This window comes from Flavobacterium sp. (genome assembly GCF_036405015.1).
In the GTDB taxonomy this organism is placed as follows: Bacteria; Bacteroidota; Bacteroidia; order Flavobacteriales; family Flavobacteriaceae; genus Flavobacterium.
This window is the reverse complement of sequence record NZ_DASWYK010000102.1, coordinates 1-3,285: the sequence shown is the minus strand read 5'-3', so window position 1 is coordinate 3,285 and position 3,285 is coordinate 1. Positions and strand designations below refer to the sequence as shown.

Sequence of the window (3,285 nt, the reverse complement as noted above, 5' to 3'; positions counted from 1 at the left end):
GATTTAGTACTTCGATACCAAAAAGAACAGTTGCATGCTGTTATTGTTACACAAGAAGAAGAACGTAAAAGAATCGCGCAGGATCTTCATGATGATATTAGTTCAAAATTAAATATTGTTTCTTTAAACAGTCATTTGCTAACAGCACCAAATCTTACAGAAGCAGAAACGACTGAAATTACAGAAAATATAATCGCCTTAACAACGAAAGCATTAGACAATTCTAGAAAAATTGCTCATAATTTACTACCGCCAGTTTTTGAAAAATTTGGTTTGAATGCCGCGATTGAGGAATTGTGCGAGGAATTTGAAAGTAGTAAATCTGTAAAAACACATTATAAAAATGAAATCGATTTTGATGATAATGATATCGATCGACTTCTACATGTTTTCAGAATTTTACAAGAACTAATGAATAATTCCATTCGTCATGGTAAAGCAACAGAAATCTGGATTGCATTTACCTCTAAAGAAGGAATAAATATTTGTGACTATGAAGATAATGGAGTAGGATTTGACAGTAAAAGTGATGAGAATCAGAAAGGTTTGGGAATGAAAAATATTGACAGCCGTATTTCATTTTTAGAAGGAACGATAAAAATCACTTCAGAAATTAATAACGGAATTATAGTAAACTTCACTTTTTAGGCCAAACGATATACTTTAAATATAGTTTTTGGCCAATAAAATAAGGTAATTAGGTATTTTGTGAATCATATTTCGTACATTCGGCAGACCAAACTAAACGACCAAAATCAAATAAGATGAATGCTGCTATTAAAATTGCCTTAGTCGATGATGAAATTTTGTTTCGGAAAGGAATTTCTTTTTTATTACAGAGGGAAGAAAATATTGAAATTATTTTTGAAGCCTCAAACGGAGATGAGCTTATTTCTCAGTTAGATAAAAATGAAATTAAACCCGATATAATTGTTATGGATTTGAAAATGCCGATTTTAAACGGTGTTGAAGCCACAAAAATTATTCGAAAATTATATCCTGATATTAAGATTATTGCTTTGACAAGTTACGATACAAAGTCATTTATAGCTAATATGATTCAGGTTGGTGCTGTAGCTTATTTGATAAAAAATACTACTCCAAAAGATTTAATTCTCACAATTAATGAAGTAGCTGCTAAAGGTTTCTACTATAACGAAAGTGTTCTAAAAACAATTCAAGAAACCATAGTTTCACCTAAAAATTCGAAAGGTGGATTGGAAACTAATTTTCTTTCGCCTCGTGAAGTCGAAATATTGCAATTGATTTGCCAGCAAAAGACAACTGCAGAAATAGCAGAACAACTTTTTTTAAGTCCGAGAACTATAGAAGGACACAGAAATAATTTACTGCTTAAAACAGAATCACGAAATATCGCTGGTTTAGTTGTGTATGCTATTCAGAATGACTTAGCAGTTTTGACGATTTAATTTGCTGTCAAAAATTGAATTGACAAGATGTAATACAATATAATTGTTACTACAAGTACACATAAACCTATTTTTTGAATTATATTCATACCCTTTTCTTGATTATTACTATCATTAAACTTCATGGTTGGTTGTTTTTTACATTGATTAGTTTGATGATCTGGGATAGCAAATGTAGATAGATTATTCTAGCGTCCTATAGGTGTTTTTACCTGTTTTTTCTACACATTCCAAATCAGGTATTTACCCCTGTTTCTTTATTTAACATTCTATTAGGCCAGAAAAAATAGTGAGCATTCTTTTTTTTAAGTCTTCCTTTATATCTTTACTAAAATAATTTTTCTGATGAATAAGAGCTTATTCTGCCTTTTTATACTTTTAATATCATTTAATATTCGGGCATCGTTTATCTTGCTTCCAATGGATGAATCTACACAACAGAATCATTTAAAAGCTTATGGTATAACGTATTGGTGCCTGAGTAGAGATTATAAAGCAAGCTGGTTGTTAAATTACCGAGGAGGTTCTTTCTTGCTTCCAGATGCTGAGGAAATTCGAAAAGAATGTAAAATTAGAGGCGTTAGTTTTGAAGTTATTTCAGATAGTGAAGAAGCTTCAATTTTAAATGAAATTTCGAGTCCTTCACAAAATATGGAATCGGTAATTTTAGAAAAAGCACCAAAAATTGCGGTTTATACTCCAAAAGGAAAACAACCTTGGGATGATGCTGTAACGCTAGTACTTACTTATGCAGAGATTCCCTTTACTCCAATTTATGATGAAGAAGTTTTAAGCGATCAACTTTTAATGTATGATTGGCTTCATTTGCATCATGAAGATTTTACAGGTCAGTATGGGAAATTTTATGCAGCTTATAAAAATACTCCTTGGTATATTGATCAAAAAAGAGATGCTGAGGCATTGGCTACAAAATTGGGTTATGCAAAAGTGTCTCAAGAAAAAGGTGCTGTAGCAAAAAAAATCAGGGATTTTGTTGTGGGAGGCGGTTTTATGTTTGCCATGTGTTCTGCTACAGATAGTTTTGATATTGCGCTTTCTGCTGATGGAGTAGATATTTGTGAAGCTATGTTTGATGGAGATCCAAGCGAATCAAATTATCAGTCAAAATTAAATTATAACAACTCTTTTGCTTTTAAAAATTTTACGTTAGAAAGAAAACCTGAAGTGTATGAGTTTTCAGATATCGATATGACAACAAAAAGAAGAGTTGTAATGGATAAAGATTATTTTACTTTAATGGAATTCTCGGCAAAATGGGATCCTATTCCGAGTATGCTTTGCCAAAATCATACACAATTGGTAAAAGGTTTTATGGGACAAACGACTTCTTTTGATACTTCATTAATAAAATCAAACGTTCTGATAATGGGAACTTGCGAGTTTAATGGAGAATCTAGATATATTCACGGTGAAAAAGGAAAAGGAATGTTTACTTTTTTTGGAGGACACGATCCAGAAGATTATCAACATCAAGTTGGAGATCCGCCGACAGTTTTAGATTTGCATCCCAATTCTCCTGGTTACCGATTAATTTTGAACAATGTTTTATTTCCAGCAGCGAGAAAGAAGAAACTTAAAACGTAATTTAATTTAAAGAGAATTCAAACCAAATAGGAATATGGTCAGAAACTTTTCTTGCGTTTTGTAGAGAATCAAAGTCTTCGTAAAATTTTATAATTCCTGAATTAATGATTCTGAAATTGGAGGTTTTGTAAAAAATATTATCAAACTCCGAAGCCAAACAGATATTGTTTTTACATTTTTGTTTCAATGTTGTTTTCTGATTTTTTAAAACAGAATCATATCCCATTTTTTTTAGAGGATTAAAAACAGT

General features: G+C 31.2%; 3 protein-coding genes and 1 pseudogene. 3 read left to right on the top strand and 1 reads right to left on the bottom strand.

Features of this window, described 5'->3' with window-relative positions:
* The 3 genes from VGE71_RS08085 to VGE71_RS08075 form a co-directional block, all read left to right on the top strand.
* On the top strand, positions 1 to 648 hold a 648-nt coding region (locus tag VGE71_RS08085; RefSeq protein ID WP_331137865.1), incomplete at its 5' end, for a sensor histidine kinase.
* 116 nt (positions 649 to 764) lie between these two features.
* Positions 765 to 1,430 carry a response regulator transcription factor gene (locus VGE71_RS08080; RefSeq protein WP_331137864.1) on the top strand — a complete coding sequence of 222 codons (666 nt, stop codon included), beginning with the start codon at positions 765 to 767 and terminating at the stop codon, positions 1,428 to 1,430.
* A 345-nt stretch (positions 1,431 to 1,775) separates the two neighbouring features.
* The gene (locus tag VGE71_RS08075) at positions 1,776 to 3,035 is read left to right on the top strand and encodes an asparagine synthetase B (RefSeq protein WP_331137863.1); all 1,260 of its coding nucleotides are present in this window, start codon (positions 1,776 to 1,778) and stop codon (positions 3,033 to 3,035) included.
* A 1-nt stretch (position 3,036) separates the two neighbouring features.
* On the opposite strand, the pseudogene VGE71_RS08070 reads toward VGE71_RS08075, so the two are convergent.
* Positions 3,037 to 3,285: pseudogene (locus VGE71_RS08070) on the bottom strand (endonuclease); the annotation flags it as partial.